Origin of the sequence: Vreelandella piezotolerans, from assembly GCF_012427705.1 — a bacterium.
Classification (GTDB): domain Bacteria; phylum Pseudomonadota; class Gammaproteobacteria; order Pseudomonadales; family Halomonadaceae; genus Vreelandella; species Vreelandella piezotolerans.
Map to the genome: position 1 here is coordinate 1,620,242 of NZ_CP048602.1, position 20,615 is coordinate 1,640,856.

Here is a 20,615-nt window from a genome sequence, read left to right on the forward strand (position 1 = left end):
GCCTCTCTACTGTGCGGCTGGCAAAGGGAACGATCGCACGAGGTACGCTGCAAACCACGTTTGTCTAACGGAGTCGCTCGGCGACTGCCTGCCATGCCCTGAGTAACGCTAACTGATACGTAGGTTGTAGATAATGTAACATATCTGAACATCAACAAGACACCGTGTACCGCTACTCATCGTTTGCCAATGAGAGAGGGGGTAGGCAGGAAACGCCATGACTGGGTAGCGGGCTAGCCGGGGCCTGAAAGTGGCGCTGGAACTCGCCTAGATGCTCACGGACGAAGCGTAAGAAAAGCTCGGCCACTGGCGTCGGGAAGTGGTCGCGGCGATACACCGTGCACCAAGCGCGGCGAATGGGGAAGTTGGGCAGTGCCAGGGTGGCTAGCAACCCCTGTTCGAGCTCGCGCTGTACGGCTAAACGGGGCAACACGGCGACGCCCAGGTGAGCCATGACTCCCTGTTTGATAGCTTCGTTGGTGCCCAGCTCGATACGGTGGGCCAGCCCCACTTCCTGATCCACGGCGAGCTGCTCGAAGGCACTGCGCACCCCTGATCCTGGTTCGCGCATCAGCACGAAATGCCGCGCGAAATCGACCAGCGTCGGGCGAGGCATGCTGAGCAGTGGATGCTCTGGCCATACCACCGCTACCAATTCGTTTTCGAGGATCGGCATGACCACTAAGCCATCGTCCTCGGGCACCATGGCCATGATAACGATGTCATCCTGCTGCTCGGCCAGCCGTTCGAGTGCCTGACTGCGATTGCAGACCTTTAGCCGTAGCTGCACGTCTGGATAGCGTGAGCGAAATTTAGCCAGCACATAGGGCACGACATACTGCGCGGAGGAGACGGCAGCGACGTTCAACTTGCCGCTGATTTTGCCGTTAATGTCTGAAAGGCTCATTTGTAGACGAGAGAGCTGCCCAAAAATTTCCCGGGTCGAGAGCGCCAACGTATCGGCAGCAGGGAGAGCGTGAAGTGTTTTTCCCGCGTACTTGAACAGCGGCTGCCCAACGGCTTGCTCTAGCTGACGCATCTGCGCACTCACGGCAGGTTGGGTCAAGCCTAGCTGCTCGGCCGCTCGGGAGTAAGAGCGTTGACGATGTACCGCTTGAAACACCTGCAACTGACGGAACGTTAAGCGGTTGAGCAGCGTGGGGGATGACATAATTACCTCGGGGTAAGCTTCCTCTAGGTGAGATGCGCAGGCGCTTTGCGTGCCACTGCTAGCGATAAGCGCGGCGTCATCGGTGAAATGCTACCACTGATTGAGCGCTACCGCTTTGAAAGCTGGGGTTACGACTCTGGTGCGGGTGGCTTAAAGAGGGGCAAGTACAAAAGCGGGCGGTAATCATCGACGTTAGGCAGGGAGTGGCCTAAACTATATTGCATTGCAGCATCATTGCTTCGGGACGGGTGCCCAGCATCAACCCAACGGGAGACTCTATGAACTTTCTCGCAAACCCACTACTGGCGTCGACATCGAGCAGTGACACGCTCGCAAGCATGATGGACCCCTTTGGGTTCGGACGTGCGGCCATGAACTACTGGCGAGATAGCGTCGAGCGTAACATTCTTTACTGGGATGTCATGCGTGAACGCGGTAACCAATACCTAGCGCACATGGAGCAGACCAAGCCCAATGTGTTGGGGTTCGAGACAGAAGTTTTGATGGATGGGCGTACGCTGCCCAACCCGACGAACTATGAGCTGCTGCGCGTTCTTCCGCCTAGTAATGTCCAGGTCGACCCACAAAAACGTCCCTTCGTGGTGGTCGATCCCCGCGCGGGCCATGGTCCTGGGATCGGCGGTTTCAAGCCGGACAGCGAGCTTGGTGTTGCCTTGAAAGCGGGACATCCTTGCTACTTCATTGGCTTCTTGCCTTTCCCTGAGCCGGGCCAAACCGTCGAGGACGTGGTCGAGGCGGAAGTGGCGTTTTTACGCCACGTCATCGAGCTGCACCCAGAAACCACCGAAAAACCCATGGTGGTCGGCAACTGTCAGGCAGGCTGGCAGATCATGATGGCGGCCGCTTTGGAGCCCGATGTCTTCGGCCCGATCCTGATTGCCGGAGCACCGCTCTCTTATTGGGCAGGCGAGCACGGTAAAGCGCCCATGCGCTACACCGGCGGCATGACGGGCGGTAGCTGGATCACGGCGCTGACCAGCGATATCGGCAATGGTCTGTTCGACGGCGCTTGGCTGGTACAGAACTTCGAGCGCCTCAATCCGGCCAACACCTACTGGAAGAAGCAGTACCACCTTTACGCCAACGTGGATACCGAAACCAAGCGCTACTTGGAGTTCGAACGTTGGTGGGGAGGCCACGTGGTATTGGGCGGCGACGAAATTCAGTACATCGTCGACAACCTATTCGTGGGCAATCGTCTCTCAACCGCGCAACTGGTCACTCGCGACGGTCGCCGCATCGATCTGCGCAACGTGCGTTCGCCGGTCGTGGTGTTCTGCTCGCGTGGCGATGACATTACGCCGCCGCCCCAAGCGTTGGGCTGGATTCGTGATCTTTACGAAGGCGAGGAAGACATCATCGCCAACGAGCAAACGATCATCTACTGCCTGCACGATACCACCGGCCATTTGGGTATTTTCGTTTCTGGTAGCGTCTCGCGTAAAGAGCACTCCGAGTTCACGGCGAACATGGATTATATCGACGTCATGCCGCCGGGGCTCTACGAGACGACCATCTCCCATGCCAGTGAGCGTACGGATGCCGAACTGATCGAGCGGGACTACCTGCTGGAGTTCACGCCACGTAATTTCGCAGAACTCGACCAAGACGTGATGCACAAGCCCGAGGATGATCGGCGCTTTGCGACGGTCGCGCGTATCTCCGAAATCAATTTGGGACTTTACCGCCTTTACCTGCAGCCCTGGCTACAGGCTGTCATGACACCTGAAGCTGCCCGCTGGATTCGGCGCATGCATCCCATCCGCTTAGGATACAAGCTCCTCTCAGATCGCAATCCGCTGACGGTGCCGCTACCCGTCATGGCAGAGTACGTTCGTCGTCATCGTCAGCCGGTCGAACAGGACAATATGTTCAAAGCATTGGAAAGCATGGCGTCCGATCAGATCGTGGCGAGCTTGGATGCTTGGCGAGATCTGCGCGATAGCAGCACTGAGCGGATGTTCATGGATATTTACGGTCAGCCGCTTCTGCAAGCAGCCGTCGGCTTGTACGGCGATGCCCACGTCCATCGTCGCCGTCCGGGCGCCGAGCCTGAGCACCGCCGTTTTATCGAGCATCGTCAAAACGAGCTGCGCCACAAAATTGCCCAGGGGGGGCCTCATGAGGCCGTGATGCGCTCCGTTATTTACGTGCTTGGCGGTGCACCGGCCACCGACGAGCGCAACTTCAAGCGGTTGCGTGCATCACGCGCAGAACTCGAGCCGAGCACTTCGCTTAGTGAGTTCAAGCGTTTGGTTCGCGAGCAATTCTTCATTCTGAAGCTCGATAGGGAGCAAGCGTTAGCATCGCTGCCCACGCTGCTGAAGGGTCAAAGCAACGAGCGCATCGATGGCTATATCACTCACCTCGAACACGTGTTTGCGGCGAGCGGTGAGCTCTCGGAGCACGCGGCCGAACGCTTCGAGCAGGTTAAGGCTCTGTTTGACAAGGCGCGCCCCAAAGCCGTGAGCGCACCTGCAGCCAAGGCGTCCGGCGAGGCTGAGAACGCCTCCGTCGAAAGTGCCAAGACAAAGGAGGTGGCCCCTGCTAACGCCGCGCCGGATACGGCCAGCGATACAGCTGCTAAAAAGCCTTCACGTCGAGCGCCAAACCAGCGAAAAGGAACCCAGCGCAAGCAATAATACGCTTGCCTGACGTCGCTGCGCCCCCACTCACTCGTGGGGGCGTTTTTTATGCAAGGCGACTGTTTGGGTTGCCGAGCGGCAAGCGGCAGTCTAGTGTCTAGCTACCCCTTGATAAAACGGCATCCCCTATCTTTCGAGTGTGACGCACTGACGATGCGAAGCGTCAACCCTGCATTTCCCGGTTAGGTTGCTACTGGCGCTTCATCAAGGGCTGGGGTAGGGTAGGCGCATTTTTTCATGGTCGTCATGCCAAGGTGGTGGCGGCAACGTATTCAGAGCATGGGCGACAGCGCCTGGGCAATAGGAAAGTGGAGCACTATGGGCAAGTCACTGGTCATCGTCGAATCGCCCGCGAAAGCGAAGACGATCAATAAGTATCTCGGCAACGATTTCATCGTCAAGTCGAGCGTGGGCCACATCCGTGACCTGCCGACCAGCGGCTCAGGCAAGGCAGCCTCCGACCCGAAGGAGCGCGCTCGCCAAGCCGCGGCAACGCGTAAGATGTCGGCGGAAGAGAAGGCTGAGTATAAAAAGCGCAAGGCCCACGATCAGTTGATTCGGCGTATGGGTATCGACCCCGATAACGGCTGGGAAGCTCACTATGAGGTGCTGCCCGGTAAAGAGAAGGTCGTCGCCGAACTCAAAAAGCTTGCCGAGAAAGCCGATGCCGTCTATCTCGCGACGGATTTGGACCGCGAAGGGGAAGCCATTGCGTGGCACCTTCGCGAGACCATTGGGGGCGACGACAGCCGCTATAAGCGCGTGGTGTTCAACGAAATTACCAAGAACGCCATTCAAGATGCCTTTAAAGCGCCTGGCGCGCTTAACTTGCCCCGTGTCGAAGCCCAGCAGGCACGTCGTTTTCTCGATCGTGTCGTGGGCTTCATGCTGTCGCCTTTGCTGTGGGCAAAAATTGCTCGAGGGCTCTCTGCTGGGCGCGTGCAGTCGGTGGCGGTGCGCCTGATCGTCGAGCGTGAGCGGGAGATCCGTGCGTTCATTCCCGAAGAGTTTTGGGATGTGCATGCGGACCTCGTCTCCCCAGAAGGCGAGCTGGTGCGGTTTGCTCTGGCGAGGCAAGATGGGAAGGCGTTTCGCCCTACGTCCGAACAAGAGACGATGGAGCGCATCGCTCAGTTGCGTAAAGCCAAGCTGTCGATCACCTCTCGCGAGGATAAGCCGACCAGTTCCAAGCCCACTGCGCCGTTCATTACCTCGACACTTCAGCAGGCTGCCAGTGGTCGATTAGGGTTTTCGGTCAAGAAAACCATGACCATGGCTCAGCGCCTCTATGAAGCGGGCTACATCACCTATATGCGTACTGACTCTACCAACCTCTCTAAAGATGCAGTTGAGAGCGTTCGTTCGTTTATTGGTGATGAGTATGGGGCGCGCTATTTGCCCGAGTCGCCCAACCGTTACAGCAGCAAAGAGAGCGCTCAGGAGGCCCACGAGGCCATCCGGCCCTCGAGTGTCGAGCGTAAAGCAACGGATCTCTCTGGCATGGAGCGCGACGCCGAACGTCTCTACGAGCTCATTTGGCGACAATTCGTGGCGTGCCAGATGACGCCTGCCGAATACCTCTCCAGTACGCTGAGTGTGGAAGTGGATGGCTATGAGCTGAGAGCCAAAGGCCGCGTGCTGAAATTCGATGGTTACACACGAGTGATGAAACCCACCGGCAAAAATGAAGACCAAAGCTTGCCGGACCTACCGACCGGCACGAACATGCGTCTCGAGACGCTCGATCCACAGCAGCATTTCACCAAGCCGCCTGCTCGCTATACCGAAGCCAGCTTGGTCAAAGAGCTAGAGAAGCAGGGCATAGGGCGCCCTTCGACCTACGCGTCGATCATCTCGACCATTCAGGACCGCGGCTATGTAAAGCTGGAGAGCCGCCGTTTCTATGCCGAAAAACTAGGGGACATCGTCACCGAGCGGCTAAAAGAATCCTTCCCGGATCTGATGGACTACTCCTTCACGGCGCGCATGGAAGATAGCCTCGATGAGGTGGCCGAAGGCGAGCGTAACTGGCAGGCGCTGCTCGACGCGTTCTACGATGAATTCCGCATGGAGTTGATGAAGGCCGAAAGCGAGGAGGGCATGCGCCCCAACCAGCCGGTGCCTACCGACATCGACTGCCCGAGCTGTGGTCGAAAAATGCAGATTCGCACGGCCTCGACCGGCGTCTTCCTGGGGTGCAGTGGCTACAATTTACCGCCCAAAGAGCGCTGCAAGACGACCATCGACCTGATTCCTGGCGAGGAAGCGGTGGCAGAAGATGCCGGTGAAGAGGCGGAAACCGATGCGTTGCGCGCCAAGCGCCGCTGCCCGAAATGCGGCACGGCCATGGATAACTACCTGATCGATGAAACCCGCAAGCTGCACATTTGCGGTAACAGCCCTGACTGCGAAGGCTACGAAGTCGAAAGCGGTAAGTTCAAGATCAAAGGCTATGACGGCCCGCTCATCGAGTGCGATAAGTGCGGCTCGGACATGCAGCTCAAATCCGGGCGGTTTGGCAAGTACTTTGGCTGCACCAACAGTGAGTGTAAAAACACCCGTAAGCTGCTACGCAGCGGCGAAGTAGCACCGCCCAAAATGGACCCCATCCCCATGCCGGAGCTGGCCTGCCAAAAGGTAGATGACCACTATGTACTGCGCGATGGGGCAAGCGGACTGTTTTTGGCGGCGAGTAAATTCCCTAAAAACCGGGAAACACGCCCGCCGCTGGTCAAGGAACTCAAAGCGCATGCCGATGAGCTGCCGGAGAAGTACCACTTCATCTTGAAAGCGCCGAGTGAAGACCCGGATGGTCGTCCTGCGCAAATTCGCTACTCACGTAAAAACAAAGAGCAGTACGTGATGACTGACGAAGAGGGTAAAGCGACCGGGTGGAAAGCAACCTTCGAAGGCGGCAAATGGCACGTGGAGGATAAACGCAAGTGAGCCCGCGTTCCCGTACTAACCAGTTATTGTATCAGGCCGAACTGCTGGTAGGCCTACCGGTAGGCGATGACGAGCACAGCCCTGCCCGTCGGATGGCCATCGAGGAGAGCGCGCTGGCGCTGTTCGAGCTAGCACTGGGCTCGCTGCTCAAAGAGGTGACCGAGCACGCACGTTTGACGAACCATGACTGGCGCGCGCTACTCGCCAATGACGGGCCCGATGTGGCCGAGCTTCAGCGTCTGCGTGACGCCATGCATCAACCCGACCACTGGCTTCATTGGCTCGTGGGGCAGCTAGACAAGCTGCACAGTGACGAAGGGGCCGCACGGCGCACCGTGCAGAACCCTGCCATGATCGCCGTTGGCAGCCAGCGCTCGCTGGCAGAGCAGCTGTTGGACAACCTAGCGGCTGCCAAACGAGAGATCGCTTCGCTGAGAGAGACCAGCGAGGAGTGGTAGATCGCACTTTGCTGACATAGGGTCGAGGGAGGCGCGATGAGGAAATCGGCGCTGTGCGTTAGCCTTGAAATGGGCTGATTCGCCCTCAGGTCCTTAACACAACTACAGAGGAGACACGGATGCGCTACAACCAAGTCAAGGATCTCATCGAGTGGGCGACAGGCTATCATGCTCGTATGGCGCGTCAGTATAGCGATGCTGCCAGTCAAGCCGAGCACGAACGTTTGGCCATGGCGCTACGCTATTTAGCGGACAGCGAGTTGAAAATGAAAACGGGGCTAGAAGCGCTGTTTCATGATGGCTCAGACCACCGCGAAGTACTGGAGACCTGGTTCGATGATTCCAGCGATTTCCCGCAGCCCCCTGAGCTGGAAGCGCTTGCCGAGCAGAGTGTGGCGGGCTCCATCGATGAGCTGACCGAGACGGCAGTAGAGGCTCATCGTAAGCTTCAGAGCCTCTATGAGCATCGGGCGTCAAGAGCCAAAATCGAGCCAGAGGAAACGTTTTTCAATGCTCTTGCTCAAGGCCACAACGCAGAGGCTCGCAAGCTCGTCGTCAGCATGCAAGAGTTCGACGATCTCTAAGTGCGGGCTGCTCGATGTAGCGCCATCGACCGCACCGTTTTGCTGGCGCATCGTGTAGAGCGAGCGATGCTTATCAACGCATATTGCTTGCTAATACGCTGACAATGGCGGCATCTTTAAGGTATAACAGCCATCATTAACGTATTGTCGGTCAGCACCGCTGGCCCGTTTTTTTGAGAGCCATAATGATGCCTGTGAACCGCCGCCGATTTTTAGCGATGGCCCTGAGCTGGCCCGCCGTAGCCACCGCTGCGACGACCAGCACCGTCGACGACTATGCGCCGCCCGACCTAGTGGCGACGTTGCTTACTCGTGCGCCAGTGCCGCGCCATAGCAATGAGCTATGGGTGCTGATCGACGATAAAGAAGCTACGCTGAGTATTTTCCGTGGCAATGCGTTGATCGAACGCTTCGCGCCTATCTCTCTAGGCCGTGGTGGGGCCAAGACCCAGCGTGTTCGAGGTGATAACGTCACGCCGCTGGGCGAGTTTCGGATCAATCGATTTAATTACGAAAGTCAGTGGCATATCTTCATCGGTATCGATTATCCTACGCCACCTCACGCCCGAATGGCGCTCGACGCAGGTATCTACTCCCAAGCGGATTACGAGGCCTACTTCGATCACTACCGGCGTTTTGGCTCTCCCCCGCAAAATACGGCGCTGGGAGGCGCTATTGGCATTCACGGGATCGGCGGCGGTGATCCAGACATTCACGGTAACTTCCACTGGACCCAAGGGTGTGTGGCGGTGACCAACGAAGAGATCGAGCGAGTCGCCCAGCTAGTAGATGTTGGCACTCGCGTGGTGATCCGCTAGGCTTGTGTTGTTGAAGGAAGTTCTAGGTTTTGAACACGTGGCTATAGACAACCGCTGTGGTCTATTATAAAACAGCGTTTGACTTGCGTGCCCTGGTACGTAACCCTGGTACAAGTCGCTGTAACGAACCTGCACCGCAGGTAGACAAATTTAAGCTAACGTTTTAGCCTTATTTTTTGTCATACCCTTAACGTAGTACCCAAGGAAGACTCAAGGAGAACACTATGACTCTGAAGACTGCTCTGAAGATGACTGCCGCTGCCGCTTCTCTGGCAATCCTGGCTGGCTGTGCTTCTACCAGCGCTCTGGAAGAAGTTCGCATGACTGCTGAATCTGCACAAGCTGACGCTGCAGAAGCTCGCAGCATGGCTTCACAAGCTCTGAACACTGCAAACCAAGCTCAGCGCGACGCGCAAGCTGCTCTGCAGATGTCTGAGCAGAACCGTGAAGAAATGAACCGCATGTTCCAGCGTTCCATGCAGAAGTAATTCTGCTTGGGCCACCGGACATGATGCATGTTCGGTGGCTGCTGTAGATGTGAAAAACCCCGCCTTGGCGGGGTTTTTTGTTGTCTGGCGTTTGCCTTATCAGGCATCGCCTTCCACACGGACGGTAGTGGAGAGCTCGACACCCTCCAAAATCCCTTCCAGTTGTTGTGTGGGCTGCGGTTCGGGTTCCGGCTCAGGAGCAGGTGCCTGTGGGCCGTAAAGCGCCACGAAACGGCCATTTGGCGCTTCTACCGCACGCTTGACCTGTTCGTAGTCTATCTCCGCTTGATCTTCAGCAAGTTCGCTGACGCGCTCGATGGCATTGAGCAGCGGCTCGAAGTCACCGACGTTCTCTTCCAGCTGCGGATAAGACTGCACGAACAGCGTACCGTCAGCTGCCCAACCCGCTTTGAACGGTGCGTCCATCAGGTTGACTTGAGTGCCGCTAGGCAGACGCTCGTAGAGCGATTCGATATCTTCCGGATACATGCGAATACAGCCACGGCTGACACGCATACCCACGCCATCAGGACGATTGGTCCCGTGGATCAAGTAGCTCGGCATAGCCAGCAAGATGGCATGACGGCCAAGCGGGTTGTCAGGCCCTGGTGGAACGATAGCGGGTGCGGGCTCGCCCCTTGCAGCCGCTTCACGACGCATCGAGGCGGGCGGTGCCCAAGCAGGGTCTTTGACTTTGACCGTGGTCCGCGTGATGCCTACCGGAGTTGCGAACTCCTCGCGGCCAACGCTGACAGGGTAGGTTTCCACAATGCCGGGATTGTCGGCAGGGTAGTAGTAAAGGCGCAGCTCGGAGAGATTGACCACCACGCCCTCACGTGGCGCAGGCGGCAGAATGTAGCGCGCCGGAATCACTACCTCGGTACCTTCACCCGGTACCCATAGACTAACGTCTGGATTCGCCATGCGAATCTCTTCGTAACCGATATTATGGCGACGTGCGATGTCGATCAGCGTCTCTTCCGGATTATCGACGGTGACGGTGTAGTACTCACCGATGATGTCGCCATGTTCGGGTAAGCGGAAATGGCCACGCGGCAATTCACGGGCGTCGGCAACCTGCTCGGCACTGGCAGCGGCATCGCCGGTGATGGCCACCGCCGTCTCGGCTTGTTCGGCCGACGGTTGAGCATGAGCGGGGCCCGCCAGGCTGGCTGCTAGCAATACGGCTAGGCTAGTGGGGCCCCAACGGGTGATAGTCTTACGAATGGTCATGGTCGATCCTAGTCAATGTATGCACGGCTGGTACGCATGGTAACAGGCAGCGTTGCGTAACCGATGTGTGCTGCTTAAACATAAGTTTGCCCCAAGGTTCACGCTGCCGCTACTTTTTGATTGAGGGTCGTGAGCAGGGTTTCGATCTTTTCGAAACGCTGTTCGGCCGATTCCATTGGAAATTCAAATCGTAAGGTGTCAGAGCCGTCCAGGCGGTAGTGCTGGGGGGATGTCTGGATCAGGGTGACAAGCGTTAGCGGGTCGATCTCGGTGCTGCTATTGAAGATCACTCGCCCGCGCTGTTCGCCCGCTTCAATGCGGGCCACGCCGAGCTGCTCGGCTCGGTGGCGTAGCTTGGTTTGGCGTATCAGGTTTTTCAACGGCTGGGGGAGTAGGCCGAAACGGTCGATTAGCTCCACCTGGAGCTCTTTCAGCTCGGCATCCGACTGAGTGTTGGCAATGCGTTTGTACATGACCAGACGCTGCTGTACATCGTGCACGTAGTCATCTGGGATCAAGGCGGGCAGATTAAGGCTAATTTCGACACCGGTATTGAAGGGGGCATCGATATTGGGGGTTTTGCCTGCGCGAATCGCTTTTACTGCCCGGTCCAGCATCTCCATGTAGAGGGTATAGCCGATGGTTTCCATCTGTCCGCTCTGCTCGTCGCCCAGTAGCTCGCCTGCGCCGCGAATTTCCATATCGTGGCTGGCCAGTGTGAAGCCTGCGCCGAGATCGTCGGACGCGCTGATGGCTTCGAGGCGTTTGACCGCATCGCGGGTCATGGCTTTGGGGGGCGGCGTCAGTAGATACGCATAAGCCTGATGATGGCTGCGTCCCACGCGGCCACGCAGCTGGTGAAGTTGCGCCAAGCCAAACTTGTCGGCCCGCTCGATCAGAATGGTATTGGCACTGGGGACGTCGATCCCCGTTTCGATTATGGTCGAGCAAACCAGCACGTTGAAACGGCGATGATAGAAGTCTGACATGACACGCTCGAGACTGCGTTCAGGGAGCTGACCATGGGCCACGGCCACGCGCGCCTCGGGTACCAGTTCGCGAATCTGTTCAGCCGCGTTCTCGATGGTTTTGACTTCATTGTGTAAAAAGTACACCTGGCCACCGCGCAGAATCTCCCGCAGCAGCGCCTCTTTGATGACGCTGTTGTCTCGCTGCTGCACAAAGGTTTTGACCGACAGACGCCGAGCGGGAGGCGTAGCGATAATGGACAGATCGCGGATACCGCTCATGGCCATGTTGAGCGTGCGAGGAATCGGCGTAGCCGTTAGCGTGAGAATATCGATTTCAGCTCGCAGGGTTTTGAGCTTCTCTTTCTGGGCGACGCCAAAGCGGTGCTCCTCGTCGATGATCAACAGCCCCATTTTGGGTAGTTCGACGCTTTTTGAGAGCAATTTGTGGGTGCCGATGACGATATCGGTCTGGCCACTTTTGATGCTCTCCAGCGTTTGGGTCATCTCTTTGCCGCCGGTAAAACGCGAGATCAAGCTGATATTGACGGCGGTATCGGCAAAGCGGTCTCGGAAGTTTTCGAAATGCTGGCGCGCTAGCAGGGTGGTGGGCACCAGTACCACGACTTGTCGGCCGGACTGCACGGCGAGGAATGCCGCCCGCATGGCGACCTCGGTTTTACCGAAGCCCACATCGCCGCACACCACCCGGTCCATCGGCTGGGGCGACACCATATCGCCGATGACGGCCTCGATGGCCGCCTGCTGGTCGGGTGTCTCTTCGAAGGGGAAGCTGGCCGCGAAGCGCACGTACTCCTCCCCAGGCGTTTCGTAGATCACGCCTTGCTGGGCTTCGCGGCGCGCATAGATGTCGAGCAGCTCGGCAGCGGTATCGCGGATTTTCTCGGCGGCTTTGCGACGGGCTTTTTCCCACTGATCGGAGCCTAGTTTGTGCAGTGGGGCGAGCTCGTCATCGGCGCCGCTGTAGCGGGAGATGAGGTGTAAGCTGTCCACCGGCACATACAGCTTGGCGCCGTCGGCGTAGGAGAGGGCAAGAAACTCATTGGCCTGACCGCCTGCCTCTAGGGTTTCCAACCCCATGTAGCGACCCACGCCGTGGGCCTGGTGAACCACCGGCGCGCCCTCGCGCAATTCTGAGAGGTGTCTTACCGCCAATTCATTGTCGTCGGTGGCCTTTTCCCGCCGACGGCTTTGGCGCACCACGTCGCCAAACAGCTCGGTTTCGCTGATCACCGCCACATCCGGCTCGGTGAGCCAGAGGCCGCAGCCGACCAAACTTTCGGTAATCGCCATGCGTTGGGTGTCGGCCAGGAACGCTTGGAAACTGTCGCTATGAGGCAACGACAGTGTCAGCGGAGCGAGGACGTCTTCCAGGGCTTCCCGTCGTCCGCGGGATTCCGCGACGAACAGCACACGAGTGTCGGAGTGCTGTTCCAAAAAATTGGCCAGCTCGCTCAACGGCTGCTTGGCGCGGGCGTTGATCGAGAGGGTAGGTAGGGCTTGTGCCAGTGGGCTCAGCGCGTGGCGCTGGCTGTCGTCCTCGGTGAGCTCCAGGCGCGGCCGCGCTTTGATGGCGGAAAACACCTCGTTGACCGGGAAAAAAGCGCGATGGGGCGGCAAGAGCGGGCGCGTCGGGTCGACGCCAAGATTGACATAACGCGATTCGATGGCCTGCCAGTGCTGCTCGGCAGCTTCAAATACGCCTGGCAGAAGGGCGACGCGGGTGTCGTCGGTGACGTGCTCGAACAGGGAGGCGGTTTCATCGAAGAACAGCGGTAAGTACTGCTCTAGCCCGGGAGAGGGGATCGCTTTCAGCGCGTCGTTGTAGAGTGGGCACTGGCGCGGGTCGACGTCGAAGAGCGTTTCGAACTGTTCGCGGAAGCAGGCAATCGCGCTACGACTCAGCGAGTACTCATGTGCGGGCAGCAGCTCGATGGTGTCGACTTTGTCCGTAGAACGCTGACTGCCAGGATCGAAGTGGCGCAGTGTATCGATCTCGTCATCGAAGAGATCGATGCGGATCGGTTCGTCCATGCCCATGGCAAACAGGTCGATGATGGCGCCGCGCATGGCGTACTCACCTGGCTCGTACACCGTTTCGACCGCACGATAGCCTGCCCGGGAGAGCGATTCACGAAACGTCTCGCGGTTTAACGTAGCGCCAGCCTTGAGCGTCATTACGCGGCCAGCGATATAGGAGACCGGCGGCAGGCGCTGCATGAGCGTATTGATCGGCACGAGCACGATGCCGCGCACACCATCTTGCAATTGGCGCAGCGTTCTCAGCCGAGCAGAGATGATGTCCTGGTGCGGCGAAAAGCTGTCATAGGGCAGCGTTTCCCAATCGGGAAAGGGGAGTACGGGCACGCTGCTGTAAAACGCCAGATCCTGCTCCAGACGCTGCGCGCTGGCTGTGTTGGGGGTGATCACCAGCAGTGGCGCATGGGCGGCTGTCTGAGCGAGCGCCAAGGCAGTCGCACTGCCCGGCGGCGCTTTCAGGTAAAGCGTGTCGCGTATCCCTTGCGGCTGAGGCGGTTCGAGCAGAGAGAAAGAAGACATAATTAAGGTATCGTTTTGCGCAGAAACGGAACCAAGATCATACACGATCCGCCCTTTCGCGCAGAGGCTTTGGCGCCATGGGGCGTTAAGATCGCTTGGTCGCTGCATCATTGGCGTTTGTAGTCAATACCCTTTTTCTGTAATACCCCTACATGTTGTGCGACTATCCATTCATTGCGGCACCTTAATAAGCTCCGGATAATACTCGGGACATCCCCGTTCATAACTCAATGAGGCCGCACGTGAGTCAGCAAGCGCTCGAAAACGTTTTTCAGGAATGGCAAAACAACGAAGCCCTGGCGGAGCAAATGATCCCACTAGTGGGGCAGCTCTATCGCCAGAACAACGTTGTGGCCACGATGTTCGGACGCTCTCTGATCAAGCGGTCGGTCATTCGCATTCTCAAAGATCACCGTTTCGTGCGTAAGATCGAAGGGACCGAGCTGTCCGTGGCGGATACCTTTCCCATCGTCAAGGCGATGAGCGAGATGAATCTGGGGCCTGCCCACGTGGATGTAGGCAAGCTGGCGGTCAGCTTCAAGCGGCAAGGTGGCGGTGACCTGAATGCCTTCTTGAACAAGGAGCTGAACGAGATCATCGACGGCTACCAGCCGGGTGCCAGCACGGGTGAGCCAAAAGATGTAGTGCTTTACGGTTTTGGGCGCATTGGACGCTTGCTGGCCCGGGTCATGGTCGAAAAAGCCGGTGGTGGTAACCTATTGCGTCTACGTGCCATTGTGGTGCGTGGTCGCGGGGACGTTGCTAAAGATCTAGAGAAGCGCGCTAGCCTGCTACGCCGTGATTCTGTGCACGGCCCGTTCGATGGCACCATCACTGTCGATGCCGATGCGCGTACCCTGACCATTAATGGCAACGTGGTTCAAGTGATCTATGCGGATTCTCCGAGTGACATCGACTACACCGCCTATGACATCCACAACGCGGTCATCGTCGACAATACCGGTATCTGGCGCGACGAAGCGGGCCTGGGGCAACATTTGGAGTGTAAAGGAGCAGCAAAAGCGCTGCTGACCGCTCCAGGTAAAGGCGATATCAAAAACATCGTGTTCGGTATCAACCACGAGTCGATCGGCGATAGCGACCGTATCGTCTCGGCGGCATCGTGCACCACCAACGCCATCGTGCCGGTTCTCAAGGTGCTCAACGATGAGTTTGGCGTGGTGACGGGGCACGTGGAAACCGTCCATGCTTACACCAACGATCAGAACCTCATCGATAACTACCACAAGGGCGATCGTCGCGGCCGCAGCGCAGCGCTGAACATGGTGCTGACCGAAACCGGTGCTGCCAAAGCCGTTGCCAAGGCGCTGCCGGAGCTGGAAGGCAAGCTGACCGGTAACGCCATCCGCGTGCCCACGCCGAACGTCTCCATGGCGATTCTAAATTTGACCCTGGAGAAAGGCACCGACGCCGAAGCGCTCAACGACTATCTGCGTCGTATGTCCATCGATTCCGCTTATCAAAAACAGATCGATTTCGTCGACTCGGCCGAGGTGGTCTCGTCGGATTTCGTCGGCAACCGCCATGCGGGTATCGTCGATGCCAAAGCGACCATTGCCAACGGCAACCACGCGGTCGTGTATGTTTGGTACGACAATGAGTTTGGCTATAGCTGCCAGGTCATTCGCATTCTGCAGCACATGTCCAACGTGCAATTTTTGAAGCTGCCACACTAAGCCGATGCGGCTATAGACGCGGTAAACGCTAAATTAGCGTATCAGCGACATGGGTTTTATCAACGCCACCCTCGGGTGGCGTTTTTTTGTTCCAGAAACAAATGGCCTAGAACGGCACATAGCACTTTTGGAGGCCATCAGGGATGTGGTCATTGGCCGCGCTTATCTTTATAATGCGATAGATTTTTCGGGGTGGTTCAAGCGTGCTTGAGCCTGACTGGTAACGATCTGAACAGCAAAACAAGAATTCACTGAACAGAAAATAAGCATTCGAACCCCTTACCTTCGTATATCCGATCCATCAACTGGGCGAGACTATGATCGAAGTCAAAAAAGGCCTGGATCTCCCCATCACGGGAGCGCCCGAGCAGCGTATTGACAATGCGCAGCCTGTGCGTCACGTGGCAATCCTGGGCACTGACTATGTTGGCATGAAGCCAACCATGGAAGTTCAGGAAGGGGATAAGGTCAAATTAGGCCAGCTTCTCTTCACCGACAAGAAAATCGACGGCGTTCGTTTTACGGCGCCTGCCGGTGGTGAAGTGGTCGCTATTAACCGTGGCGAAAAACGACGTCTACTGTCTGTGGTCATTAAAGTCGATGAAAATGAAGAAGCGATGACATTTGCTTCTCATGATCGTGGCGCTTTAGCACAGCTCGATCGTCAAACCGTTGTCGACCAGCTCGTCGAGTCTGGCATGTGGACCGCTCTACGTACGCGTCCTTTCTCACGCACGCCAGCTATCGACAGTGTGCCTGCCGATATCTTCGTCACCGCCGTGGATACCCATCCGCTGAGCGCTGACCCCGCCTTTATCATCAACGAAAATGCTCAAGCATTCGAAGACGGCCTCAAGGTGCTAACCCGCCTGACCGAGGGCAACGTTTTTCTGTGCACCGGAGCAAACGCTTCCGTACCCGGCGGCGATATTAGCGGCGTCAAGACAGAAAGTTTCGCTGGGCCGCACCCGGCAGGCTTGGTAGGCACGCATATTCATTACCTTTCGCCCGTCGCGCTGCACAAAAAAGTGTGGCACATCGGTTATCAGGACGTGATTGCGTTCGGTAAGCTGTTTACCGAAGGTAAGCTGGACATGAGCCGCATCGTTGCGGTGGGTGGCCCGCGTGCTGAAAAGCCTCGTCTGCTGCGCACCCGTATCGGGGCGAGCACCGAGGAACTCTTGGCAGGTGAAATCATCCAACCAGAAGACACCCGTGTGATTTCTGGCTCGGTCTTCTCTGGCGCTGCCGCAGAAGGCAAGGTGACTTATTTGGGGCGTTTCCACAACCAAGTCAGCTTGCTGGAAGAGGGCAACAAGCGCACGTTCATGGGTTGGCTCTCTCCCGGTGCCAATCGCCACTCGGTGATGGGCATCTATCTTTCAAAAATCAAAGGCCTGAGCAATTACGCGCCGACCACCTCGACGAATGGTTCCGAGCGTGCCATGGTGCCGGTGGGTAACTACGAACGCGTCATGCCGTTGGATGTCATGCCAACGCAACTGCTGCGTTCGCTGATTGTGGGCGACATTGAGGTTGCCATGCAGCTTGGGTGTCTTGAGCTGGACGAAGAGGATCTGGCGCTATGTACCTACGTTTGCCCCGGCAAATACGAGTACGGCCCAATCCTGCGTGACAATCTCACCATGATCGAGAAAGAGGCCTGATGATGGGTATTCGACAAACACTCGATAATCTCGAGCCGCACTTCCACAAAGGTGGTAAGTACGAAAAGTTCTATCCGCTCTATGAAGCGGTAGATACGATTTTCTACTCGCCCCCCAGCGTTGCAAAAACCACCGCTCACGTGCGTGATGGCGTCGACCTGAAACGCATCATGATCACGGTATGGATGTGCACCTTCCCGGCCATGTTCTTCGGTATGTGGAACGCAGGCTGGCAGGCGAACACTGCCATCGAAGCGGGTTATGCCTCCATGAACGGCTGGCGCGAAGCCATCATGATGACCCTCGCGGGCGGTCATGATCCCAGCAGCCTGTGGGCTAACTTCGTTCTTGGCGCGACTTACTTCCTGCCCATTTACCTCGTGACGTTCGTCGTGGGTGGTTTCTGGGAAGTGCTGTTTGCCATCAAGCGTGGCCATGAAGTCAACGAAGGTTTCTTCGTGACCTCCGTGCTGTTTGCGCTGATTCTGCCGGCCACCATCCCGCTTTGGCAGGTCGCTTTGGGGATTACCTTTGGCGTCGTGATCGGCAAAGAGATCTTTGGCGGCACGGGTAAGAACTTCCTGAACCCCGCGTTGACGGGTCGCGCGTTCCTGTACTTTGCTTATCCGGCGCAAATTTCCGGTGATGCAGTGTGGGTCGCCGCCGATGGCTACACAGGTGCGACAGCGCTCTCCATGGCGTTTCAAGACGGTATGTCTGCGCTGACCAACACCTATAGCTGGTGGGATGCGTTCCTGGGCTTCGTGCCAGGTTCTGTGGGTGAAGTCTCGACCCTGGCTATCCTGATCGGTGCCGCCGTACTGCTTTGGACCAAGATCGCCAACTGGCGCATCATGCTGGGCGTCTTCCTGGGCATGGTGATCACCAGCACACTGTTCAACCTGATCGGCTCCGAGACCAATGCCATGTTCGCGATGCCGTGGTACTGGCACCTCGTCATTGGTGGTTTTGCCTTTGGTATGGTGTTCATGGCGACCGACCCAGTGTCTGCCGCGATGACCAACCAAGGTCGCTTGGTGTTCGGTGCCCTGATCGGTGTGATGACGGTCTTGATCCGCGTAGTCAACCCGGCTTTCCCGGAAGGCATCATGCTGGCCATTCTGTTCGCCAACCTGTTTGCGCCGCTGATCGATCACTACTTCGTCCAGGCCAATGTTAAGCGCCGTCTCAAGCGTACTGGCGTACCGGCCGAGGAGACTGCCTAATGGCACAAGGTAACAACTCCATCAAGAAAGTTCTGATTGTCGCTTTCTCGCTGTGCATCGTGTGCTCGGTCATCGTCTCGACGGCGGCCGTGGCACTGCGCCCAGCGCAGCAGCTCAATCAGGAGCTGGACCGTAAAACCAACATCCTCAACGTGGCGCGTCTTTACGAGCCAGGAATGGATGTGGAAGAGACGTTCAGCAATCAGATCACTGCCCGCGTCGTCGAGCTGGAAACCGGTGACTACACCGAACAGTTCGACCCCAGTACCTTCGATGGTTTCGAAGCTGCACGCGATCCGGCCACTGGCCGTACGCTGTCTGGCGATCGTGACATCGCGGGACTCTCGCGCGTAGAAAATTTCGCGACTGTGTACCTAGTAGGCGATCCTGAGAATCCTGACCAGATCGTTCTGCCTATTCGTGGACAGGGCCTGTGGGGCCGTATGATGGGATTCCTGTCGGTAGAAGGTGACGGCAACACCATCGTTAGTATCACTTACTACGACCACAGTGAAACGCCGGGCCTGGGTGCCGAAGTCAACAATCCGCGTTGGCAAGCCCAGTGGGAAGGTAAAGAGATCTACAGCGAAGAGGGCGACCTCTCTCCTGAAATCCACCTGACCAAAGGCGGTGCGAGTAACGAGCACGAAGTCGATGCGCTCTCCGGTGCTACGCTGACCAGTAACGGCGTGACCAACATGCTGCAGTTTTGGCTGAGTGAAGAGGGCTTTGCTCCTTACTTGGCTAAATTCCGCAGCGGAACCGAGCCATCAGACGCCGAAGACACCGAGACTGACTTCGACGACGTTGAGGGGGCCTGATCATGGCGGATGTAAATGCAAAAGGCGTTTTAACGGCGCCTATTTTCAAGAACAACCCCATTGCGCTTCAGATTCTGGGGATCTGTTCTGCACTGGCGGTGACCACCAGCATGAGTGTGTCGCTGGTCATGTCGCTGGCGGTTATTTTCGTAACCTCTTTTTCGAACCTGTTCGTATCGCTGATTCGGAATCACATTCCGTCTTCGATTCGTATCATCGTTCAGATGACCATCATTGCCTCGTTGGTCATCGTGGTCGACCAGATCCTCAAAGCCTATGCTTACGAAATGTCCAAGCAGCTGTCGGTGTTCGTCGGTCTGATCATCACCAACTGTATCGTAATGGGCCGCGCGGAAGGTTTCGCGATGTCCAATACGCCGGGCATGTCTTTCCTGGATGGTATCGGTAACGGCCTGGGCTACGGTTTCGTCCTGATGGTGGTAGGTTTCTTCCGCGAACTGCTGGGTGCTGGCAGCGTCTTCGGCTTCACCGTGCTGCCGACCATTCAGAATGGTGGCTGGTACGTGCCGAACGGTCTGCTGCTGCTGCCGCCGTCTGCTTTCTTCATCATTGGTCTGTTGATCTGGGTACTGCGCTCTGTCAACCCGGAGCAAGTCGAAGAGAACGAGTTCAAGATGAAGCACAACACCAAGCCGAAGGAGGCCGTGTAACATGGAACACTATCTGAGCCTTTTCGTCGCTTCGGTATTCGTCGAGAACATGGCACTAGCCTTCTTCCTGGGCATGTGTACGTTCCTCGCGGTATCCAAGAAGGTGTCTTCTGCCATCGGTCTCGGTATTGCGGTTATCGTCGTACTGACGATCACGGTGCCGGTCAATAACCTGGTATTCACGTACCTGCTGCAAGAAGGCGCGCTGACCTGGACCGGCATTAGCGGTGCTGAAAACATCGACCTGTCATTCCTGGGTCTGCTCTCGTACATCGGTGTTATCGCGGCCCTGGTACAGATCATGGAAATGTTCCTTGATAAGTACGTACCGTCGCTTTACAACGCCCTGGGTGTCTTCCTGCCGCTGATTACCGTTAACTGCGCCATCCTCGGTGGCGTACTGTTCATGGTGGAGCGTAGCTACAACTTTGGCGAGGCCGTGGTGTATGGCTTCGGCGCGGGTACCGGTTGGGCGCTAGCGATCGCTGCGCTGGCAGGCATTCGTGAAAAGCTGAAGTACAGCGACGTGCCGGGCGGTTTGCAGGGTCTTGGCATTACGTTTATCACCGTTGGCTTGATGTCGCTGGGCTTCATGTCCTTCTCTGGCATTCAGCTTTAATC

At 57.2% G+C, this 20,615-nt stretch carries 15 protein-coding genes; 12 read left to right on the forward strand and 3 right to left on the reverse strand.

Annotated elements, in window-relative coordinates:
• Nucleotides 1–172: 172 nt before the first annotated feature.
• Nucleotides 173–1,171, reverse strand: a complete 999-nt coding sequence (locus GYM47_RS07415; protein ID WP_153843812.1) for a LysR family transcriptional regulator — start codon at nt 1,169–1,171, stop codon at nt 173–175.
• A gap of 278 nt (nt 1,172–1,449) precedes the next feature.
• On the opposite strand from GYM47_RS07415, the gene GYM47_RS07420 reads away from it, so the two are divergent.
• The 6 genes from GYM47_RS07420 (at nt 1,450) to GYM47_RS07445 (ending at nt 9,131) form a co-directional block, all read left to right on the forward strand.
• Nucleotides 1,450–3,834, forward strand: coding sequence for a DUF3141 domain-containing protein (locus tag GYM47_RS07420; protein WP_153843811.1), 2,385 nt, complete (start codon nt 1,450–1,452; stop codon nt 3,832–3,834).
• A 321-nt stretch (nt 3,835–4,155) separates the two neighbouring features.
• Nucleotides 4,156–6,783: a type I DNA topoisomerase gene (gene topA / locus GYM47_RS07425; protein ID WP_153843810.1), complete on the forward strand. Its 2,628-nt coding sequence runs from the start codon at nt 4,156–4,158 to the stop codon at nt 6,781–6,783.
• Nucleotides 6,780–7,241 (forward strand): DUF6586 family protein, encoded by a 462-nt coding sequence (locus GYM47_RS07430; protein WP_153843809.1) that lies wholly within the window; start codon nt 6,780–6,782, stop codon nt 7,239–7,241. The genes topA and GYM47_RS07430 overlap by 4 nt, the downstream gene beginning before the upstream one ends.
• A gap of 119 nt (nt 7,242–7,360) precedes the next feature.
• Complete coding sequence (locus GYM47_RS07435; RefSeq protein ID WP_153843808.1) at nt 7,361–7,825, forward strand: 2-hydroxyacyl-CoA dehydratase; 465 nt, start codon at nt 7,361–7,363, stop codon at nt 7,823–7,825.
• Nucleotides 7,826–8,010: 185 nt separating this feature from the next.
• Nucleotides 8,011–8,643 carry a L,D-transpeptidase family protein gene (locus GYM47_RS07440; protein ID WP_153843807.1) on the forward strand — a complete coding sequence of 211 codons (633 nt, stop codon included), beginning with the start codon at nt 8,011–8,013 and terminating at the stop codon, nt 8,641–8,643.
• Between the two features lie 224 nt (nt 8,644–8,867).
• Entirely contained in the window at nt 8,868–9,131 is a 264-nt protein-coding gene (locus GYM47_RS07445; protein ID WP_016914087.1) for an Lpp/OprI family alanine-zipper lipoprotein, read from the forward strand.
• 99 nt (nt 9,132–9,230) lie between these two features.
• Here GYM47_RS07445 and GYM47_RS07450 read toward each other — a convergent pair whose 3' ends face one another.
• Both GYM47_RS07450 and mfd read right to left on the reverse strand, forming a co-directional pair.
• The gene (locus GYM47_RS07450) at nt 9,231–10,364 is read right to left on the reverse strand and encodes a L,D-transpeptidase family protein (protein WP_153843806.1); all 1,134 of its coding nucleotides are present in this window, start codon (nt 10,362–10,364) and stop codon (nt 9,231–9,233) included.
• Nucleotides 10,365–10,462: 98 nt separating this feature from the next.
• Nucleotides 10,463–13,912, reverse strand: a complete 3,450-nt coding sequence (gene mfd, locus GYM47_RS07455; protein ID WP_194928588.1) for a transcription-repair coupling factor — start codon at nt 13,910–13,912, stop codon at nt 10,463–10,465.
• 242 nt (nt 13,913–14,154) lie between these two features.
• On the opposite strand from mfd, the gene GYM47_RS07460 reads away from it, so the two are divergent.
• The 6 genes from GYM47_RS07460 to nqrE all read left to right on the forward strand — a co-directional run bounded on the left by GYM47_RS07460 (nt 14,155) and on the right by nqrE (nt 20,613).
• Complete coding sequence (locus GYM47_RS07460; protein ID WP_139528115.1) at nt 14,155–15,609, forward strand: glyceraldehyde-3-phosphate dehydrogenase; 1,455 nt, start codon at nt 14,155–14,157, stop codon at nt 15,607–15,609.
• 317 nt (nt 15,610–15,926) lie between these two features.
• A complete protein-coding gene (locus tag GYM47_RS07465; RefSeq protein ID WP_139528114.1) occupies nt 15,927–17,276 on the forward strand; it encodes a Na(+)-translocating NADH-quinone reductase subunit A in 1,350 nt (449 codons plus the stop codon).
• Entirely contained in the window at nt 17,276–18,502 is a 1,227-nt protein-coding gene (locus tag GYM47_RS07470; protein WP_139528113.1) for an NADH:ubiquinone reductase (Na(+)-transporting) subunit B, read from the forward strand. Before GYM47_RS07465 ends, GYM47_RS07470 begins: the two co-directional genes overlap by 1 nt.
• Nucleotides 18,502–19,323 carry a Na(+)-translocating NADH-quinone reductase subunit C gene (locus GYM47_RS07475; RefSeq protein ID WP_139528112.1) on the forward strand — a complete coding sequence of 274 codons (822 nt, stop codon included), beginning with the start codon at nt 18,502–18,504 and terminating at the stop codon, nt 19,321–19,323. Before GYM47_RS07470 ends, GYM47_RS07475 begins: the two co-directional genes overlap by 1 nt.
• A gap of 2 nt (nt 19,324–19,325) precedes the next feature.
• Complete coding sequence (locus GYM47_RS07480; protein WP_139528111.1) at nt 19,326–19,994, forward strand: NADH:ubiquinone reductase (Na(+)-transporting) subunit D; 669 nt, start codon at nt 19,326–19,328, stop codon at nt 19,992–19,994.
• A 1-nt stretch (nt 19,995) separates the two neighbouring features.
• Nucleotides 19,996–20,613 carry an NADH:ubiquinone reductase (Na(+)-transporting) subunit E gene (nqrE, locus tag GYM47_RS07485; RefSeq protein WP_044628064.1) on the forward strand — a complete coding sequence of 206 codons (618 nt, stop codon included), beginning with the start codon at nt 19,996–19,998 and terminating at the stop codon, nt 20,611–20,613.
• The last annotated feature ends 2 nt before the right edge of the window (nt 20,614–20,615 follow it).